We start from the raw sequence: 19,728 nt of genomic DNA on the forward strand, positions 1-19,728 counted from the left end.
GGACATTAATTTTTACATAAAAATTTATCATCAACACATGAAAAAGCGAACCATTAAAGAAATCCTACAGGATTACAAGAAAGTATTACATCATGACATTACGGTTTACGGTTGGGTAAGAGCATTCCGTTCCAATCGTTTTATAGCACTTAATGATGGTTCTACGATTAATAATTTGCAGATCGTTGTTGATTTCGAAAATTTTGATGAAGAGATTATCAATAAAATAAGTACGGCTTCTTCTCTTAAAGTTGTAGGGGAAGTGGTGGAAAGCCAGGGAGCCGGACAAACCGTAGAGATTATTGCTAAGAAAATAGTCATCTTAGGAGATAACTTTACCGAAGAATTGCAGAGTACCATCCTCCAGCCTAAAAAACACAGTCTGGAAAAGCTTCGTGAACAGGCACACTTAAGATTCAGAACAAATTTATTTGGAGCTGTTTTCAGAGTTCGTCATGCCGTAAGTTTTGCGATTCACTCATTCTTCAACCAAAGACAGTTCTTCTATATTAATACTCCTGTTATTACAGGGGCAGATGCAGAAGGAGCAGGAGAAATGTTCGGGGTTACCAACTTCGACCTGGATCAAATTCCAAGAACTGAAGACGGCGCAATTGATTTTGCACAGGATTTTTTCGGAAAGAAAACCAACTTAACGGTTTCCGGACAGCTTGAAGGAGAAACAGCTGCCATGGGATTGGGAAGAATTTATACATTCGGTCCTACTTTCCGTGCAGAAAATTCAAATACAACCCGTCACCTTGCTGAATTCTGGATGATTGAGCCGGAAGTGGCATTTAACAACCTTGAAGATAACATCGATTTGGCGGAAGATTTCCTGAAATATGTGATTCAGTATGTATTGGATCATTGTAAAGATGATTTGGATTTCTTAGACAAGCGTTTTGCGGAAGAGCAGAAATCAAAACCGGAGAAAGAAAGAGCAAAAGAAGGTCTTATTGAAAAACTTCAGAATGTAGTGGCCAAACGTTTCATGCGTGTAAGCTACACAGAAGCAGTTGAGATCCTATTGAACTCTAAAGAAAATAAAAAAGGTAAATTCCAGTATCCGATTGAAAAGTGGGGTGCAGATCTTCAATCTGAGCACGAAAGATATTTAGTGGAAAAACATTTCGAAAGCCCTGTAGTGTTATTCGATTATCCGAAAGAGATCAAAGCATTCTATATGAAGCTTAATGAAGATAACAAAACGGTTGCGGCAATGGATGTTCTTTTCCCGGGAATCGGAGAAATTATCGGAGGCTCGGAAAGAGAAGCCAGATTAGACGTATTGAAGCAGAAAATGGCTGAAATGCATGTTGATGAGCATGAATTATGGTGGTATCTTGATACTAGAAAATTCGGTTCTGTTCCGCATGCAGGGTTTGGCTTAGGATTGGAAAGGCTGGTTCTTTTTGTAACGGGAATGACGAATATAAGGGATGTGATTCCTTTCCCAAGAACCCCTAAAAATGCTGAATTCTAGAACATAAAAAAGCCTTAAAACATTGTTTAAGGCTTTTTTGTTTATTTTTCAATAGTTTATTTAGTATATAATAGAAAGCAAAAATCATGCTAAAAGTTATTTTTCTCGAATAAATTCATTAAATTCGTACAATATGTTATGTTAAAACGTAAATAGTTATATGCTTAAACAACACTTACAACTCAAATTAGGACAGAAGCTGGCACCTCAGCAGATCCAGTTGATGAAGCTGATTCAGCTTCATACATTGGAATTTGAAGAGGAATTGGAAAGAGAGTTAGAGGAAAACCCTGCTTTGGAAATTGTAAAAGAAGATTCTAAAGAGGATGAGTATTCTTCTCTTGAAGATGCCTACCAGGATGAAGGAACAGAAAGCATTGAAACTGATTTTGATGTTAACGAATATTTGTATGATGATGAGCCGAACTATAAAACGGCTTCCAGCAACTATTCTCCCGATGATGAAGAATTTGATAATGAAAGCCTTCTGACTGAGGGTCAATCCCTGTATGATTATCTGCTGGAGCAAATCCATCTTATTAATATCAGCGAAGAAGATTTGAAAATTGCCGAATATCTTATCGGAAACCTTGATACCGACGGATATTTAAGGAGAGAAATCAAAGCGATTGTCGATGATCTGGCTTTTTCACAAGGTATTTATACAACCAAAGAGAAAGTGGAAGACATCTTGGAAAATTATGTTCAGAAATTGGATCCTGCAGGAGTAGGGGCAAGAGGCTTACAGGAATGCTTATTGTTACAGATAGAGAAAAAAGTAAGCTCAGATAAAGCCGTTTCCCTGGCAGCCAATATTCTAAGACATCAGTTTGATGCTTTAACAAATAAGCACTATAATAAAATCATTCAGAAGTATGATATAGAAGAAGATGATCTTAAAGATGCTTTGGATGAAATTTCAAAACTGTCACCTAAAGTGGGCGGTAATTTTGATACTCAAACAATTACCATTAACCAGGAAATTATCCCGGATTTTGTCATTCAGGTAAAAGATGGGCAGGTTGTCCCTTTGCTGAATAGCAAAAATGCCCCGACTTTAAGAGTTTCAGAAGAATACAAAGATATTTTGTCAACATATTCACATGATAAAAATTCAGCGGAGCATAAGCAGGCCGCTTTATTTATCAAACAAAAACTGGATGCGGCAAAATGGTATATTGATGCCATTAACCAGCGTCAGAATACTTTGTTGCAAACTATTACCGCTATTGTTAAATTTCAGAAAGATTACTTTATCACCGGAGATGAAAAATCCTTAAAGCCGATGATCTTAAAAGATATTGCGGATATTACAGGATTTGATATTTCCACCATTTCAAGGGTTGTAAAAAGTAAATATGCAGATACATCAAATGGAATTGTTTATCTGAAAGATCTATTTTCGGATAGTTTGACGAATGATGATGGCGAGGAAGTTTCTACCAAAGAGATTAAAACCCATCTACAGGAAGTAATCAATAAGGAAAATAAAAGAAAGCCGCTTACAGATGACGCTTTGGTGGTGATTCTAAAAGAGCAGGGATATAATATTGCCAGAAGAACAATTGCCAAATACAGGGAACAGCTTAATATCCCGGTAGCAAGGCTAAGAAAGGAACTTTAATAGATTATAAAAGCATTTCAACTGAAATGCTTTTTTTATTTATCCTTTAAGGGTGTCTATTTCTTTAAGCTGTTTCAGATTTTTGTCAAGCTTTCTTAAAATAATTCCATATACTAACCTGTAATAAACCCAGACCAGAAGAACACTCAATCCTGTGCTCACAATAACCAGAATCAGAAAACGAGTAAGAGTGGAATTGGTAAGCTCAATATTCTGTGCGTTTAAAGTGTAAAATACAAATGACACCAGAATGGACGTAAATGCAATTAATAGAACAATATTGGTGAAAATAAAAGCATTGACTGTTTTTTTGAATCGTATAATGTTGATGATAAACCGTTTTAAATTTTCCTCAATATTTATAGACCGGTAATTTTGATAGAATTTATATACAAAATAAGCGGTTACGGCTAAACTCAAAATTTTCAGAACCAGATAAATGTTGTCAAAAGTCTGTTCCAGTTCGGGAGTTCTTTGTGCTCCTAATTTCTTCAAAATACTTAAGAAACTGTTGGAATCTTTATCCTGTATAAGATAAAATAATCCGGCAACGGTAAAGAATAAAAATTCTGCTACACTGATCCAGAAAATATATTTTACATAGTTACGCGATTTCCGGTTCAGCATCTGTAAGATTTCGGTATCATCATATTTTTGCTGAACGGGCTGTTCCTGCCATGTTTTCTTAAAGCTGTCTAAATCAAATTCAGGCATATTTTTCCATCTGTTCTTTGAGGGTTTTCTTTAATCTGTTCATTTTCACACGCGCATTTACTTCGGTGATTCCGAGGTTTTCTGCAATATCCTTGTAAGGCAAATCATCCAGATACATCATTACGATAGCTCTCTCCACATTGGGAAGCGTTTTGATCACGGTATACAAAAGTGATATTTGCTGTTGCTTCTCATCATCATCTTCCACAAAATCTTTGTGGTTGATGTCCAGTTCATTCGTAGGAAGGCTTTTGCTTTTTTTTCTGAAAAGAGTAATGGCTGTATTAAGGGCTACACGATACATCCACGTAGAAATTTTTGAATTTCCTTTAAAAGAATCATAGCTTCTCCAAAGCTGTAAGACAATTTCCTGGAAAAGATCTTCCTCGTCTTCCAGGGAATTGGTATAGAGACGCGATACTTTAATAATCAATCCCTGATTATCCTTGATAAGCTGCGCAAATTCTTTTTCTCTAGAAATCAATGTAGATGTATAATAATTGCACGAAGATAATAAAATAGTAGATATGTTGAGGTGAAGAGATGATGATTTGTTAATTGACCCTCATCACATTATCATATTGCTATTGTCTCATCAACTTATTGCCCATCGCTACATTGCCAAAATTAAATCGTATCTTTGCACCCGCGAGAAAGTCGGCTTGTTGATTCTTGCTTCGGCAGGGGTAGGAAAGTCCGGACACCATAGAGCAGCAAAGCGGATAACATCCGTCACCCGTGAGGGTAGGACAAGTGCAACAGAAAGCAAGTACAGTTCGGCTGTAGTGAAACCAGGTAAACTCTTTGTGGTGCAATGATAAGTATATCGGTTCTTTTCAGCAATGAAAATAGGAGTTGCTCGCTCTGAAAGCCGAGGGGTAATCAGCTCAAGTTTTGCAGCAATGTAAAACGCAGATAAATAACAAGCACTTCTTCGAAGTACAAAATCCGGCTTACAGATTTTCTCGTATTTTTTTATTCGTTTTCCAGCTGTTCTTTAGCTTTTTGCAAATCCAGTTTGTCCTGGCTTGAAAGCTGCGGATATTTCAGATTCATTTTTTCTAAAGTATCAATAATGATCTGAACAGCGGCAACCCTGGCAAACCATTTATCATCTGCAGGTAAAACATACCACGGAGCATATTCTTTAGAAGTTTCATTAATTGCTGCTTCATAAGCTTTCATATACTGATCAAATAATTCCCTTTCCGGTAAATCACCTATAGAAAATTTCCAGTTCTTTTCCTGTTCATTGATTCTGTCTAAAAGCCTTTGCTTTTGTTCCTTCTTGGAAACATTTAAAAATATTTTTATAATAGTAGTTCCGTTCTGAGAAAGGTGCTTTTCAAAATTCCTGATGCTTTCATATCTGTTTTCCCAGAATGTATTGTTGAAATCTTTTACAGAAGTCCATGTTTTCTCACTTAAATTATATTCAGGATGGACTTTACATACCAAAACACTTTCGTAATGAGAGCGGTTAAAAATCCCGATCATCCCTTTCTGAGGAAGAGCAAGGTAATGCCTCCATAAAAAATCATGGGAATATTCTTTGGTACTTGGAGCCTTAAAGCTTGTCACACTGCAGCCTTGAGGGTTTACGCCCCCGAAAACGTGTTCGATCAGGCTGTCTTTTCCTGCGGCGTCCATAGCCTGTAAAACAACAAGAAGAGACTGACTTCCGTCCGCATATAGCTTTTCCTGCAGCTCATGAAGTTTTTCTTTTTCGTAGATTAATAATTCTTCTCCTTCTTCTTTAGTAAGCCTTCCTTTATATTCCGTTGATGTTTTTGCTATTGAAAATTTTCCTTTTACCAGGAAGTCGTCAGAAAAGTTAGTATCCATATTATATTTGTTTCATATAAATATAAAGAAAAAACCGTCTCTTTGAAGACGGTTTTTATTTTTTTAAAATGTAAAGCTTATTTTGCGGCAGCTACTTTTTTAGCTTGTCTTGCAGCTTTCTTCTCAGCCTTAGCAGCAGCTTTTTGCTCTGCAGGAGTTAACGGTTTTGGCTCAGGAGCATTAGCATCTACCGTACCTTTGATATAGATTACGCTTCTGTTGTTTGCCGGGTCGTTAGAGAAAACTTCAATCATTTTGTTGAATCCTCCATTAATAGCCGTGTTGTATCCAACTTTGATTTTAGCTGATTTTCCTGGCATGATAGGATCTTGACTGAACTCAGGAGTTGTACATCCACAAGCTGGTTTCACATTGGAAATAATAAGAGGCTTATCACCAGTATTAGTTACTGTAAAGAATCTTGTTCCATCAGCATTAGGCTTGATAGTACCATAATCATACGTGGTTTTATCAAAAGTGATGGTTTGTGCAGATGCAAGAGCAAATGTTCCAAATAATGCAATTCCTGCAATTAATTTTTTCATATTCTTGAATGTTAATATGTTTGTTAGATAAATTTTGAGAAACAAAGTTAAAAATTATTTTAATTCATACTTAAAAATTTTTTTCTTTAAACTATTTTTGCAAATTGTAAGCCAAAGAATTAGAATTTATGCAGATTTCAGAAAAGTACAATCCAAAGGAAACTGAACAAAAATGGTATAACTTCTGGCTGGAGAATAAGTATTTCCACTCAGAGCCTAATAACAAACCACCATATACCGTTGTAATTCCTCCGCCCAACGTTACGGGGATCTTACATATGGGGCATATGCTGAACAATACCATTCAGGATGTTCTGGTCCGTCGTGCAAGAATGCAGGGCTTCAATGCTTGCTGGGTTCCGGGAACAGATCATGCTTCCATTGCTACTGAAGCAAAGGTGGTTGCCAAACTGAAATCAGAAGGAATCAATAAATCAGATATTACCCGTGAAGAATTTTTAAAACATGCATGGGAATGGACCGATAAATATGGAGGAACCATTCTTGAACAGTTGAAAAAATTGGGATGCTCATGTGATTGGGACAGAACCCGTTTCACGATGGAAGACAAGCTTTCCCAACAGGTAATCAAAAGCTTTGTTGACCTATATAATAAAGGTCTTATCTACAGAGGATACAGAATGGTTAACTGGGATCCTGAAGCTAAAACCAATATTTCTGATGAAGAAGTAATATTTAAAGAACAGAACGGAAAATTATATTTCCTTAAATATAAGATCGAAGGCTCGGAAGAATTCCTTTCGGTAGCTACTACGCGTCCTGAAACGATCTTCGGAGACACTGCTGTTTGTATCAACCCGAATGATGAAAGATATGCTCACCTGAAAGGCAAAAATGTAATTGTTCCGATTGTTAACAGAGTTGTTCCGATTATTGAAGATGAATATGTAGATATAGAATTCGGAACGGGAGCTTTGAAAATTACCCCTGCGCATGATACCAATGACTATGAGATCGGGCAGAAACATCAGTTAAAAATGATTGATGCTCTGGATGATGATGCAAACCTTAACGAACACGGATTGCATTATGCAGGAAAAAACAGATTCGAGGTTAGAAAACTCATTGCAAAAGAATTAGAAGAAAAAGATCTTTTGTTAAAAGCAGAAGATTACGTAAATAAAATAGGAACTTCAGAAAGAACAGGTGCTGTCATAGAGCCTAAAATTTCTGTACAGTGGTTCCTGAAAATGTCTGAAATTGCCAAACCAGCATTGGATGTGGTAATGGATGATGAAGTTAAATTCTATCCGGAGAAGTTTAAAAACATTTATAAACACTGGATGGAAAACATCCGTGACTGGAATATTTCCCGCCAGCTTTGGTGGGGACAGCAAATTCCTGCATATTATTATGGAAGTGGAGATGAAGACTTTGTTGTCGCCGAAACTAAAGAAGAAGCTTTAGATTTAGCTAAAGAAAAAACGGGGAACCAACAACTGACAATCGACAACCTGAAACAAGACCAAGATGCTCTTGATACCTGGTTCTCATCATGGTTGTGGCCAATGTCTGTTTTCGACGGACTGCTTGATCCTGAAAATAAGGATATTAATTATTATTACCCGACTTCTGATCTGGTAACTGCTCCGGATATTATCTTCTTCTGGGTAGCGAGAATGATCATGGCAGGATTGGAATACAAAAAAGAAGTTCCTTTCAAAAATGTTTATTTCACAGGGATTGTAAGAGATAAACAGAGACGAAAGATGTCCAAATCATTAGGGAATTCACCGGACCCATTGGAATTGATGGAGAAATACGGAGCGGATGGAGTTCGTGTAGGAATCTTATTGAGTTCTGCAGCCGGAAATGATCTTCTTTTTGATGAAGAACTTATGCTTCAGGGAAGAAATTTCATGACGAAGATCTGGAACGCTTTCCGTTTGATCAATATGTGGAATCACGAAGACAAACCGGCTAATTCAGGAGAAACACAGACGATAGAGTGGTTTGAAAATAAACTCAATAAAACAATTGCTGAAATTGATCAACAATTTGAGAAATTCAGGATTTCTGATGCTTTACATTTGATTTATAAACTAATCTGGGATGATTTCTGCGGTTTATACCTTGAAGCGATCAAACCAAATTATGGAGAAGGAATTTCTAAAGAAGTGTATGACAGAACTATTATCTTCTTCGAAGAATTAATGAAGCTTTTACATCCGTTCATGCCTTTCCTGACGGAAGAATTATGGCAGATTATTTCTGAAAGAAGTATCGATGATGCACTAGTTATTGCTCAACAGAAAAAAGCCGGAGCATTTGATGAAACCATCATTAAAAACTTTGAAACAGCATCGGAATTGATCTCAGGAGTGAGAAATTACCGTCAGACAAAAGGAATTTCTCCACGAGAAACAGCTGAAATTTATACTAATGCTTCTGAATTTGCGAATGAAGCCGTAATCAGAAAGCTGGCTAACGTATCTGAAATTCATTTCGGCGAAAAAACAGATAAGCCAAGCTTTACTTTCCTTGTGGGAGCAACTGAAGTTTCAATTCCTTTGAGCGAAAACCTGGATTTAGGAGAAGAAAAACAAAAAACAGAAGAAGAGTTAACCTATTTAAAAGGATTTTTAATTTCGGTTGAAAAGAAACTTTCTAATGAGAAGTTTGTTGCCAACGCAAAACCTGAAGTTGTAGAAGTAGAGCGTAAAAAACAAAAGGATGCTCAGGATAAAATTGCAATTTTAGAAGAAAAACTGAAAAGTTTATAACACTTATACTATAGATTATTCTGTTTTGTGATTCGGCGGAGGCGAAGCCTCCGCCGAATCACAAAACCATAAAGAATTGTAAAGCTACATGACACACATAGAAAACATAAAAAAGCTATTTTCAAAGAACTTTGTAGAAAACCCATTACTGGAAAGCTTTGAAGTGGGGAAAATTTACCTTTCCAGCGGAAATCTGGTTGCCTGCGATCCTTTGATTACCAATGATATGCAGCCCTTTTCTACACAATTTCCCAAAGGAGACTTTTCTGTTTTGCTGCATAAGGAAAGAGAAAGCAATTGTGTTGCCTATGCAGAGATTATTTTTAGCAATGAGAAGATCACCGACTGGAAATTGGCTACTACATCAGGTCAGGATACAAAAGATCTGGCGGAAGGAGAAGTTTTCGGATATCCTGTGGAAAGCGGAATGGGGTGTTTTATGGATACAGATACCCAAAGCAGCCTTAATGAATTGGAGAAAAGGCTATATCATAGCAAAGGAGTGGACTTTATGGGGATCTATGAAGAGTTTTTTCATGACTATTTTTTTGATGAGAACGGAGCGATTGATCAGTATGCCTTTCTAAAGCCTGCAAAAGAGCATCCTGGAACCATTTTTGCTTTTGAAACCGGGTATGGTGAAGGATTTTATGCCAGTTATATCGGATATGATGAAAATGCTACACCTGTGAAAATAGTGACGGAATTTATTGAAATTAGTTAATAAAAGTTAATTTTCATTGAAAACATATTCTCTTTTTTAAATTTGATTAAACATTAAAGCACAATGAATATCTCATCGGAACAACCCAAAATTATTGTTGTAGGCAGCTCTTCTATTGACTTGGTTCTGGAAACGGATAAACTTCCCGCATCCAATGAAACGGTTTTGGCATCGAGCTCGGAAAGCTATTTTGGAGGTAAAGGAGCCAATCAGGCAGTAGGAACAGCCAGGCTTGGGGCAAGCGTATATTTCATAGGTTGTGTGGGAATGGATCCTTTAGGACAACAGATTATGAGAAATCTGGTGAACGAAAATGTGAATGTGGGATTTGTTTATGAAACTGATAGAGAAGCAACAGGAACAGCATATGTAACTGCTTCTGGCGGGGATGCCGTAATAGTGGTTGTTCCGGCTGCAAATAAATGTTTAACTACAGATCATATAGAATCTGCCGATAGATATTTTCAAACATCAGATCTTGTTCTTGTTCAGTTGGAAGTATCTTTGAATGTGGTGGAATATGCAATAAAAAAGGCGAAAAAATATGGCAAAAAAGTAGGTTTATATGCTTCACCTGCTCTGAAACTCAATGAACAGATTCTGGATAACGTGGATTTTGTTGTTGCCAAGAGTACTGAATTGTATACCATTTTCGGAGAAGATCAGAAAGAAGAGATTTTAAAAAAGTATTTCAATAAAGTATTTGTAAGAGATGATACGAACTCTACCATTTATTTTGATGGCACGGAAATGAAATACTACAGAAATGATAAAGATAAAACCGTATATAAAATGGGAATGGGAGATGCTTTTACCTCAGGATTTGCAGTGGCATTATGCCACGGTAATTCTGTGGAAGCATGTGTGAAATTCGGGAATGAAGTTTCAGCCAGAGTTTCTGTGAACAAAGGATCGCAAACGGGGCTCCCAAGATTATCAGATTTCATTTCTTAAACTATTTGATACATATCGAAATTCAAAAAGTTAACATAAAAATAAAAGTAAAATTTCCACTTTTATAGTGGATTTTTCTTTTTATACCTATGGAAAAGCTTATTCTCACCACCCAAGATCATATTTCTGTGATAGCCCATCTTTTTCCGCCGGAAAATGACAACAAGAAGCTACTGCTGATTAATTCCGCAACTGGAGTAAAGCAACAGATCTATTTCTCTTTTGCGAAATATTTTGCAGGAAAAGGATTTACGGTAATTACCTATGATTACAGAGGAATAGGCCTTTCAAAGCCGGAGCAGCTAAAGGGTTTTGAGGCATCTATGAGAATTTGGGGTTCAGAAGATTATAAAGCTTTAACCCGATATATCAGAACCCGTTTCCCTGCGTATAAAAAGTATTGCCTGGGTCATTCTGTAGGTGCCCTGATTTTGGGAATGAATGAAGATTCGGAGATGTTCGATGAATTTGTTTTTGTAGGGACCCAGAATGCATTCGTAGGAAATTTGAAATGGCGAACAAAAGTTGAAGCATACCTTGGCTTCGGAATTGTACAGCCTCTGACCACTCAGTTATTAGGCTATTTCCCTTCCCAATGGTTTGGTTTGGGAGAAAGTCTTCCGAAAAATTGTGCTTATGACTGGAGAACCTTAATTTTGAATAAGAAATCGACCAACGGTTTACTGGAGAAAATTGATGATTATTCCAGAAATCTCACGCAGAAAGTATTTGTGATCAGAGCGGAAGATGATGCATGGCTGACTGAAAAAGGAGTCCGGAGCCTGCTCAATGATACTTACCCTCATTTGAAGCCAACGTATAGGTTGGTTCGTGTTTCTGAATCAGAAAAAGGAGAAATAGGACACATTAATTTTTTCAGAAGTTATAATGAAAAACTTTGGAATATTATTTTAAATGAATTGACAGATGAACAACTTGATTGAAAGCACGGTAGAATTTGTAAAAGAAAAATTAAAAGGCGCAGAAGCGGGTCACGACTGGTTCCATATAGAAAGGGTATGGAAACTCTCAAAAAAAATTGCCGAAACAGAAAACTGTAATCAGGAAGTGGTAGAGCTTTCGGCATTGCTTCATGATATTGCTGACCCCAAATTTCATGGGGGTGATGAAACCATAGCTTTAAAAGTGTCGCGTGAATTCCTGGAAAACCAGAATGCTTCTGAAGATACTATTGAGCAGGTATTATTTATTATCAAAAACATTTCATTTAAAAATAGAGGCGAGGTGCCGCAAAATCTTCCTATAGAGCTTAAAGTTGTTCAGGATGCGGATCGTTTAGATGCTATCGGGGCTATAGGTGTTGCCCGGACTTTTAATTTTGGAGGTTTTAAAAATAATCTGATGTACCATCCGGATATTGAACCGAAATTGAACATGTCTAAAGAAGAGTATAAAAAATCTGACGGAACAACGATCAACCATTTTTATGAAAAGCTACTCCTGTTGAAAGGATTTATGAATACTGAAAAAGGAAAAGAAATAGCCGAAGAAAGACACAATTTCATGTTACAGTTCCTTGACCAGTTTTATAAAGAGTGGAATGTTAGCTAGCATTTCTTCAAAAAGCAGTCAAATGACTATATTTGCAATATGGGATTAATCGTTTTTGTTTTGTTTCTGTGTTTGGCATTTTCTCTTCTTTTATCAAAAGTGAAATCAGGAAGAGGTGCTAATTGGGCAAAATTATTCCGTATAGCTTCCGTAGTCGTTTCAATTTCGATATTCACCTATTGGTTTATTAAGAAAAGTGCAGTTGGAGTTGTAAATGAAGCAGTAGGTTTGCAGGTGATTAATATACTTCCCCAGACTTTGGATTTTTATGTTATCAATATCAATGATGCCGATAATAATGGGATATTGGATGTCAAACATATTGGTAAAATCCGCCCGGAACACTACAGAATTGAATATCTTAAAATGGATCAATCTGATGAATACTGGATCACTGGTTACCTGGGAAAGAAAAACCTGGTATATTTTTCCCAACATTCAGTGCCTAATAAAAACATTGATCAGATTGTTGAAGTTCAAAATTATATTAATCAAAGCGTAAAGCTTTCAGATAAGGCAAAGAAGCAGGTTGAAGCTTATAATTACGAAAACATTAAGTTAGGAATTTGGGTAACTTTGGACTTTTTGTTGCTGTTTCTCAATCTGGTTTTATTGCTTAAAAGAAATAGGCTATCCAAAAAAGGATAGCCTAATATATTTTGCAGGCAATGGGTCTTTAAAATAATGTTCCTGTACTTCCCGGAGCCATTTCAGGGACTTTCAAGTCGGTTTTCCATTCTTCGTTCATCTTTTGGATGAAGTGAGCCGATAATAAAGGGGAAGCTTTTTCAATATTTTGATGAACAAAGAAATATAAATTCCGGAGCCCTTCCTTTTTCCATTTCGTTAAACGTTCCAACCATTCATCCAATCTTTCATAATCACTTTCTGCATTTGCACCTACATAGCGGATAAACGCATTGGGTGTGGTAAGACGCATATGAAGCATATCCCTTCTTCCCGCCGTATCTACAATAATATTGGTAATATGATGTGCTTCAAAAAGTTCACAGGTTGTATTGAAAATCTCTTCATTGGTAAACCATTCCGTATTTCTGAGCTCTATGGCTAAAGGAATTTCTTCCGGCCAGTCTTTCACAAATTTTTCCAGCCTGTCATAATCTTTGGGTTTAAAATTATCATGAAGCTGAAGAAAAACCATTCCCAGTTTATTTCCGAAATTCATCATGGAAGTTGAAAACTGGGTCACGGGTTCTGTGACATCAATCAATCTTCTGAAATGTGAAACGGTATTGGTGATTTTAGGAAAGAATTTAAAATTTTCGGGGGTTTTTTCCGCCCAGGTAATGACCTGTTCAGGAGTAGGCATCCCGTAAAATGTAGCGTTTAATTCAATTGAATTGAATTGTGTAGCATAATAGGTTAATTCGTCTTTAGTGCCTTTAGGATAAAATCCTTTTAAATCTGTTTTATTCCATTTTGCACATCCGATAGAAATGTTTTCCAATCCTTTTTTATTCCGGCTCAGAATTTTTTTCGTTTCGGAATGGTCTTTAGGTAATGTAAAATCTATTTGAGAAGGATCTTCTACTTGTCCGAATTTCATATTTCAGGTTTTAGAATTAAACTGTCTAACAAATATAGAACAAAAACCATAGAAACTTCTATGGTTTTTGTTGTTTAAACAATGAATTATAATGGGTAGAACAAAAAATTATTTTACAGTCGGGGTAATCATTTTATTGGAAACTACGGCATATACACATCCGGTAGTTTTAAGGGTCACAGTAATGGTTGCCGGAATAGATCTGTAAGCTGTATCCCCGTATGGCTCAACTATTTTTCCGTTCGAATCTGTTACGGTTCTCCCTTTCACAGAATACGTCATGGTTGCTGTTCCTGTAAATCCGCTGGAAGGGGTAAAGGTAACAATACCTGTATTCGTGTTGAAAGTCCATGTTCCTTGCGGAGTTACTTTTTTGCGGTATAAAGTGAGATCTGTTTCACTGTTTTTCGTAAAACTGAATGTTTTATAATCAATATTATTTTTGCTTCCCGTGGGAGGGGTTGTAATACTGATCGGGCCTTTATACGCAATATCATTATCCAGGACAGGAATATAGACAGGCTGATTTTTACACGTTGATGCAACATCATCATTCGAAACCGCCGAATAAGGCAACGTTAATTTCACATTTCTGATAATATGCTGCTGAAATGCGGCACCTGTTGCAGCAGCAAAACCCAATTTGAGCATTGAAGGAACTGTTGCATTTAATGTCTGTGCAGTAGTTGCGCCTTCAGTATCAGAATTATTATAGTCTGTTATTTGCGGATTGGCATTTTCCGTATAAGGAACAGATGTTTTATAATGATAATAGTTGATAATATTGATAGGAGCTCCGTTGGCGGTTGTCTGCATATCCACCTTGATGTCAAAACCATCTGTTGTAGTAGGAGTAACGAAGTGCGGAATCAGATCCAAAAATACTTTTCTGAATTCTCCGCTTCCGTTCCTAAGATCAAAAGTTGAAGGTAATGTATTGGTTGTATTGGCATAAGTTCTGTCAGCTTGCAGCACTCTCCCTACCGTTCCTGTATTACTTAATGTAGAACGGGTAACCAGAACCGGATATCCAGTATAGCCCGGGCCTAATCCTATCGAGCTGTTAATATCTGCACCTCTGGCACCTCTCATGGTAATATGGCTGGTTGAGGTGCTCCAGGTACCTGAAATTCCGTTTATCCTTGATTCTCCCTGAAAACGTTTAGACTTGAAATTACCAAACTCATCCAGGGCAATTCCCAGATAAGCACCCGTTAAACCAGCTTTTCTAAAGCTTGCATACTGATCTTTAGCTCTGTTGTAAGAATATCCTAACCCGGCTCCCGGAGCGCCAATAACCGGACTTGCAACAGACCCATCATATAAAAAGAACGATAATCCATCACCATAGGTCCCGCTTAAAGGTGTTCCTCCTTTCATTTCGTATTCAAATTCTACATGTAAACCATTAACGGATGTGAATGTTCTTCCGTTGATAAAAAGTCCTCCGAATTGAGAAGAACTCGCAGGTGTAAGCTGTACTCCGGTAGAGGTGTGAGAAGCATTTCCCTGAAGAGTAAGTTCCGGAGCCGATGAGGCATTCATCAATGAACTTGAATACGAATAAAATCCATAAATACTTGCTACTTCCGTACTGTCAGTTTGTGCACTGACACCACTGGAAAGCATCACTAAGATAAGGCTTATCCATGATAGCCCTTTACAACTTCTTTTCATACTCCTTTTACTTTACGACAAAGACGATGTTAATAAATGAAGCTGATGTTGCGTTGGAAAGCACGTCGTAATTTAATACCCCCGTATCGCTAATACTGTTAATTTTAAATACAGTTGAATCATAACCCGTTACATAATAGTACAGGTCTGATGCATTAGGAAAGAAAGGTATGGCAGCCGGTGCTGAAGTACTTCTTGCGTTGGCAGGAACGTTAGCAAATTGATTTTTATAAAGTGTATACAAATCTTTTGTTTGCCCTGCAGCAATAGTTGAGGTATCAAAAACGACACTTGGCATATAAAAGAACTTGGCAACATAAGGAGAAAGACATGACCAGTTGGGTGCTGCCGGGGTACCTATGTTCTGACTGATACATTTTTTATTGGTGTCGAAGATAACTAACCCTGTTGCCGGATTGCTTACAGAAGCCAGATTACTTATTCTAGGAAGCAGTATCCCTTTTGTTGTACTGGATACATCCAAAGCGGCGCTTGGATCAGGGTTTGAAGTGTTGATACCTACTTGTGCAGTAATAACGTGTGAAGTTATTACCAAAATTAATACAATAATTTTGTTCATCGAAATAATTTTTTTGTTGTGTGTGCGGAATATTTTAGCAAAATTTTTGCCAAAATCTTGAAAAATATTCCTTTTTGTGTTTATGTGCGGTGCAAATGTATGCAAAAATTATATTTAAAATACTAATTGGCTTAACGCTAGAATGTTGAGTATTATCTCTAATATGGGAGTTAAATGGCCTTTTTTCTTGTATTTATGATTAGTGGCTAAAGAATAAATAATTTTAATTAAAGGTTTGAAATTTTGAAAAATAGATAAAAATCTATAAAATAATAGCATTTTTATAACTTTAGAAGCTGTAAAATCAGGTATTGTTGATACAAAAGGCTCCAAATCCCCTTACCTGGCATTAGTGAAAAAAGAATGCTAAGAGCAAAAATAAGAAACCTGCAAAATATTTTGCAGGTTTCTCTTGTATATAATTAGTTTATTATTTTATGCCTCACAGCTTGAGCATGAAACAAAGTTAACCATCAGTTCCTTAGATACAGAGGAGCTTCGCTGATAATACAATGTTTTCACTCCTTTTTTCCAGGCTTCAATGTAAAGATAGTTGACATCTTTTACAGGCATTGTTGACGGAATTTGTAAGTTCAAAGATTGTGCCTGATCAATATATTGCTGTCTTTGGGCGGCCTGGGAAATAATTTCCATCGGCGAAATTTCCTTGAACGTTTTGAATACTGCCTTTTCTTCCTCAGTAAGCTCATTTAAATGTTGAACGGAACCATGGTTCAGCATGATTGTTCTCCATGTTTCTTCATTATCCAGTCCTTTTTCTTCTAATAATTTGGCCAGATATTTATTCTTACGCATGAAGTTCCCTTTAGCTAACCCTGCCTTATAATAATTGGAAGCGAAAGGTTCAATTCCCGGAGAGGTTTGTCCTAAAATAGCCGAACTTGAAGTGGTAGGAGCAATAGCCATGGTTGTGGTATTTCTCAAACCATATCCTTTCAATAATTCAGGTTCACCATAAATATTAGCCAATTCTCTTGAAGCCTGCTCTGCCTGCTCTTTAATATGTCTGAAAGCTCTTGCATTAAATTGAGTAGCTTCAAAGCTTTCAAAAGGAATCATATTTTTCTGTAAATAAGAATGGTATCCTAAAACGCCTAATCCAAGAGCTCTATGGCGCATAGCAAAGTTCCTTGCTCCCTGTAGATAATAGTTTCCTTCCGTTTTGTCAATAAATTCGGATAAAACGGCATCCAGAAAGTAAATCGCCAGTTTTACGGCGTTGGTGTCTTTCCATTCATCATAGAGTTCCAGATTCATAGAAGACAGACAGCAGATAAATGATTCTTCCATAGAAGACGGAAGCATGATTTCCGAGCAAAGATTACTTGCATTTACCGGTAATCCCAGATCTTTGTAAACCTGGGGCTTATTTCTGTTCACATTATCTGTAAAGAATATATAAGGAAGGCCTTTTTGCTGACGGCTTTCCAGCACTCTCGCCCAAACTTTACGTTTTTCCATATCTCCGTCAATCATATCCTGCATCCAGTAATCCGGAACGCAAACTCCTGTAAACAAGTTCTGGATCGGACTTCCGATATCTTTAATGGATAAGAATTCTTCAATATCCCCGTGGTCAATGTCCAGATAAGCAGCAAAAGCTCCTCTTCTTACGCCTCCTTGTGAAACCACATCCATTGCCGTATCAAACAATTTCATGAAAGAAACCGCTCCTGAAGATTTCCCGTTATCCGTTACGGCAGTACCTCTGTTACGAAGTTCCCCGAAATATCCTGAAGTTCCTCCTCCGATTTTCGTCTGCATAATTACTTCTCCCATTTTATGGGTAATACCTTCAATGCTGTCCGGGATGTGAACGTTGAAACAAGAAATAGGGAGACCTCTCTGTGTTCCCATATTGGCCCAGACCGGAGACGAGAAGCTGATCCATCCTTTGGTGATCATTTCCTTGAAAGCGGGCTGTAGCTCAGGTTTGTACAATCTTTTGGCGGCTGCCGTCGTAATCCTGTCGATCGCTCCTTCTACAGTTTCCCCTTTCAACAGATATCCTCTGTTCAACATCTGCTCAGACTCTTCATTGAGCCACCATATATTTGTGTTTTGCTCTTCCATAGTTGTTTATATTTTCGAATTCCCGAATGCGTTGCTACTCAGGAATTTTGTTTTTATATTGCTTGTAAAATTTCTACTTTGTGGGAACCGTTCAATCCGCTTTCGTCTCTTAGTCTCTGAAACTCTTTAAAAGACGGAACATTCAGAACCTCATGCTGTACTTCTTCATTGATGTAATTGGAATAATGTAAAAATGTAACACCATCTTCTTTCAGATATACCTTATATTCGAAGGTGGACTGATCCAGTTTTTCAAAATCATCCAGGAACTTCTGAATATTGGCTTTGTTTTCTGAAACGAATTCGGAACTGACCGTATAAGTTACAATTACATTAATCATATTATATTTATCTTATTTTGATATCTATTCCGAAGAATCGGGAATAATTTTTAGTTTTAATTTGAGGTTTGATTTTTTAATCTCTCTGCCTTGACGCTCGCTTCGCTCGCGACCTTAATTAAAACAAATCATTCGCCGTAATACTCTTATCGTGTTTCGTATAATCTACCGGTCTTTTTGCAAAGAAATCATCCATGGAATTGGCAAAAACTTCTTCTTCAAACCACTTCATCGGACGGTATTGTTCCGGAGTGATATTGTAACGGGTGTTCATGTTGATTTTCTTTAAGCTGTCATCAACACGGTATTTCATGAAGTTTAATAAATCTTCTTTTGAGAAAACGCTTAATTCTCCCAGTTCAAAGATCCAGTCAAGGATTTCTCCTTCCAGTTCTACAGACTGGTCCACTAAAGTATAGATATCTTCAATATCCGAATCAGTTAACAGATCAGGCTGTTCCTCACGGATCTTATTGATCAGATAAATTCCTGCATTGGCGTGGATCTGTTCATCTACTGAAGTCCATGCAATGATATTGGACACATTTTTCATATACCCTTTAAATCTTGTGAAAGAAAGGATAATGGCAAATTGTGAGAAAAGAGACACGTTTTCAATCAGGATACTGAATAATAAAAGTGAAGAAACATATTCTTTCGGGGTTGCAGAATTCGCATGCTTAAGAACATTTGACAAGAAATCAATTCTCTTTTTTACGGCTGGGATTTCCACTACGTGAGTGAATTCTTCATTGTATCCTAACACTTCTAATAAACGAGAATAGGCTTCAGAGTGACGGAACTCGCATTCCGCAAAAGTAGCTCCTAATCCATTGAATTCAGGTTTCGGAAGGTGGTTGTATAAATTTCCCCAGAATGTCTTTACAGACACTTCAATCTGTGCAATAGCTAAAAGTGCATTTTTCACAGCATGTTTCTCATGGGGTTCCAGCTGTGAATGAAAATCCTGAACATCTGCAGTAAAATCCACTTCCGAATGTACCCAGAATGATTTGTTGATCGCTTCTACAAATTGAAGAACCTCAGGGTATTCAAATGGCTTATAACTTACTCTTTTATCAAAAATTCCCATACTAAAAATGTCTTTAAATTAAAATAATTAGATCAATGTGGATAAAACTCAAAAAACAATTAACAATTTGATTTGTTGGAACTTATGTTTAAAAGTTTTTCACAAGAAAAGTGTTTTTATTTTTTGTAGCGTGCAAGCACAAAGTTAGAAAACCGGAACTGATTTTGA

The 19,728-nt window shown here is 36.9% G+C and carries 18 protein-coding genes and 1 other RNA gene; 9 read left to right on the forward strand and 10 right to left on the reverse strand.

From position 1 onward, the window contains the following. The first annotated feature begins 37 nt into the window (after positions 1–37). Positions 38–1,486 carry an asparagine--tRNA ligase gene (gene asnS, locus BCF58_RS02535; protein WP_121460219.1) on the forward strand — a complete coding sequence of 483 codons (1,449 nt, stop codon included), beginning with the start codon at positions 38–40 and terminating at the stop codon, positions 1,484–1,486. 160 nt (positions 1,487–1,646) lie between these two features. Continuing rightward, positions 1,647–3,110, forward strand: a complete 1,464-nt coding sequence (rpoN, locus tag BCF58_RS02540) for an RNA polymerase factor sigma-54 (protein ID WP_121460220.1) — start codon at positions 1,647–1,649, stop codon at positions 3,108–3,110. Positions 3,111–3,149: 39 nt separating this feature from the next. Here rpoN and BCF58_RS02545 read toward each other — a convergent pair whose 3' ends face one another. Together BCF58_RS02545 and BCF58_RS02550 are read right to left on the reverse strand one after the other, a co-directional pair. Beyond that, positions 3,150–3,824 (reverse strand): beta-carotene 15,15'-monooxygenase, encoded by a 675-nt coding sequence (locus tag BCF58_RS02545; RefSeq protein WP_121460221.1) that lies wholly within the window; start codon positions 3,822–3,824, stop codon positions 3,150–3,152. Next, positions 3,817–4,308, reverse strand: a complete 492-nt coding sequence (locus BCF58_RS02550; protein ID WP_121460222.1) for an RNA polymerase sigma factor — start codon at positions 4,306–4,308, stop codon at positions 3,817–3,819. Before BCF58_RS02550 ends, BCF58_RS02545 begins: the two co-directional genes overlap by 8 nt. A 165-nt stretch (positions 4,309–4,473) precedes the next feature. Here BCF58_RS02550 and rnpB point away from each other — a divergent pair. Beyond that, positions 4,474–4,796: RNase P RNA component class A (rnpB, locus tag BCF58_RS02555), an RNA gene on the forward strand. A 3-nt stretch (positions 4,797–4,799) separates the two neighbouring features. Here rnpB and BCF58_RS02560 read toward each other — a convergent pair. Both BCF58_RS02560 and BCF58_RS02565 read right to left on the reverse strand, forming a co-directional pair. After that, the gene (locus tag BCF58_RS02560; protein WP_121460223.1) at positions 4,800–5,669 is read right to left on the reverse strand and encodes a polyphosphate kinase 2 family protein; all 870 of its coding nucleotides are present in this window, start codon (positions 5,667–5,669) and stop codon (positions 4,800–4,802) included. Positions 5,670–5,746: 77 nt separating this feature from the next. Beyond that, positions 5,747–6,214 carry a DUF1573 domain-containing protein gene (locus tag BCF58_RS02565; RefSeq protein WP_121460224.1) on the reverse strand — a complete coding sequence of 156 codons (468 nt, stop codon included), beginning with the start codon at positions 6,212–6,214 and terminating at the stop codon, positions 5,747–5,749. A 128-nt stretch (positions 6,215–6,342) separates the two neighbouring features. Here BCF58_RS02565 and BCF58_RS02570 point away from each other — a divergent pair, with 128 nt between their 5' ends. The 6 genes from BCF58_RS02570 to BCF58_RS02595 all read left to right on the forward strand — a co-directional run bounded on the left by BCF58_RS02570 (position 6,343) and on the right by BCF58_RS02595 (position 12,856). Then, on the forward strand, positions 6,343–8,958 hold the full coding sequence (locus BCF58_RS02570) for a valine--tRNA ligase (RefSeq protein ID WP_121460225.1): 2,616 nt from the start codon (positions 6,343–6,345) through the stop codon (positions 8,956–8,958). A gap of 88 nt (positions 8,959–9,046) precedes the next feature. After that, positions 9,047–9,682 carry a DUF4241 domain-containing protein gene (locus tag BCF58_RS02575; RefSeq protein WP_121460226.1) on the forward strand — a complete coding sequence of 212 codons (636 nt, stop codon included), beginning with the start codon at positions 9,047–9,049 and terminating at the stop codon, positions 9,680–9,682. Between the two features lie 63 nt (positions 9,683–9,745). Continuing rightward, on the forward strand, positions 9,746–10,636 hold the full coding sequence (locus BCF58_RS02580) for a ribokinase (RefSeq protein ID WP_121460227.1): 891 nt from the start codon (positions 9,746–9,748) through the stop codon (positions 10,634–10,636). 89 nt (positions 10,637–10,725) lie between these two features. Further along, complete coding sequence (locus BCF58_RS02585; RefSeq protein ID WP_121460228.1) at positions 10,726–11,580, forward strand: alpha/beta hydrolase family protein; 855 nt, start codon at positions 10,726–10,728, stop codon at positions 11,578–11,580. Continuing rightward, entirely contained in the window at positions 11,564–12,208 is a 645-nt protein-coding gene (locus BCF58_RS02590) for an HD domain-containing protein (protein WP_121460229.1), read from the forward strand. Before BCF58_RS02585 ends, BCF58_RS02590 begins: the two co-directional genes overlap by 17 nt. A 39-nt stretch (positions 12,209–12,247) precedes the next feature. Beyond that, the gene (locus BCF58_RS02595; protein ID WP_121460230.1) at positions 12,248–12,856 is read left to right on the forward strand and encodes a hypothetical protein; all 609 of its coding nucleotides are present in this window, start codon (positions 12,248–12,250) and stop codon (positions 12,854–12,856) included. A 28-nt stretch (positions 12,857–12,884) separates the two neighbouring features. On the opposite strand, the gene BCF58_RS02600 is transcribed toward BCF58_RS02595, so the two are convergent. The 6 genes from BCF58_RS02600 to BCF58_RS02625 all read right to left on the reverse strand — a co-directional run bounded on the left by BCF58_RS02600 (position 12,885) and on the right by BCF58_RS02625 (position 19,560). Next, on the reverse strand, positions 12,885–13,775 hold the full coding sequence (locus BCF58_RS02600) for a DUF72 domain-containing protein (protein ID WP_121460231.1): 891 nt from the start codon (positions 13,773–13,775) through the stop codon (positions 12,885–12,887). 108 nt (positions 13,776–13,883) lie between these two features. Next, on the reverse strand, positions 13,884–15,452 hold the full coding sequence (locus BCF58_RS02605) for a hypothetical protein (RefSeq protein ID WP_121460232.1): 1,569 nt from the start codon (positions 15,450–15,452) through the stop codon (positions 13,884–13,886). Positions 15,453–15,459: 7 nt separating this feature from the next. Further along, positions 15,460–16,032, reverse strand: a complete 573-nt coding sequence (locus BCF58_RS02610) for a hypothetical protein (protein WP_121461024.1) — start codon at positions 16,030–16,032, stop codon at positions 15,460–15,462. A gap of 435 nt (positions 16,033–16,467) precedes the next feature. Further along, positions 16,468–18,126, reverse strand: coding sequence for a ribonucleoside-diphosphate reductase subunit alpha (locus BCF58_RS02615; protein ID WP_121460233.1), 1,659 nt, complete (start codon positions 18,124–18,126; stop codon positions 16,468–16,470). 53 nt (positions 18,127–18,179) lie between these two features. After that, positions 18,180–18,467, reverse strand: coding sequence for a hypothetical protein (locus tag BCF58_RS02620; RefSeq protein WP_121460234.1), 288 nt, complete (start codon positions 18,465–18,467; stop codon positions 18,180–18,182). Positions 18,468–18,585: 118 nt separating this feature from the next. After that, positions 18,586–19,560, reverse strand: a complete 975-nt coding sequence (locus BCF58_RS02625) for a ribonucleotide-diphosphate reductase subunit beta (protein ID WP_121460235.1) — start codon at positions 19,558–19,560, stop codon at positions 18,586–18,588. Between the last annotated feature and the right edge of the window lie 168 nt (positions 19,561–19,728).

It is taken from the genome of Chryseobacterium defluvii (assembly GCF_003634775.1).
Taxonomy (GTDB): Bacteria; Bacteroidota; Bacteroidia; order Flavobacteriales; family Weeksellaceae; genus Chryseobacterium; species Chryseobacterium defluvii.